Raw genomic sequence first — 408 nt, 5'->3', positions numbered from 1 at the left:
AAGAGAAGACAGTACTTTACAATCTCATTCAGCTATATCGTTACGACAGTAGCGAATTTGACGGACACGTATTAAACAACCATGGGCTGTACTTATACAAATACTTCGATCATCAGTGGACAGATGAATATCGACGTCCTTTTTTAGTCAAAGTGGATGGGGAGATTGTGGGCTTTGTTTTGATTAGCCTCGATGTTCCAAAAGAATATATGAAACTGAGTACTGCTGAAAAAACAAACACAATAAGTGAATTCTTTATTATGAGGAAATACAGGCGCAAAGGAGTAGGTAGGAAAGTTGCTTACTCACTGTTTGAACAGTACTGTGGTGTATGGGAGGTGCGACAGACATTTGCTAATAAGAGCGCGTATGAATTTTGGAAGCAGGTAATTACACAATACAAAGAAA

Annotated in this window: 1 protein-coding gene; it reads left to right on the top strand. The window is 38.2% G+C overall.

All coding sequences use genetic code 11. The features are described from left to right. Positions 1-408 (top strand): GNAT family N-acetyltransferase (locus HI950_RS35490; protein ID WP_169091797.1); only part of this gene is annotated, 408 nt, incomplete at both ends.

This window comes from Paenibacillus sp. PL91 (assembly GCF_012935325.2).
In the GTDB taxonomy this organism is placed as follows: domain Bacteria; phylum Bacillota; class Bacilli; order Paenibacillales; family Paenibacillaceae; genus Pristimantibacillus.
The sequence above is the reverse complement of the archived record's forward strand: the minus strand, read 5'-3'. Positions and strand labels throughout refer to the sequence as shown.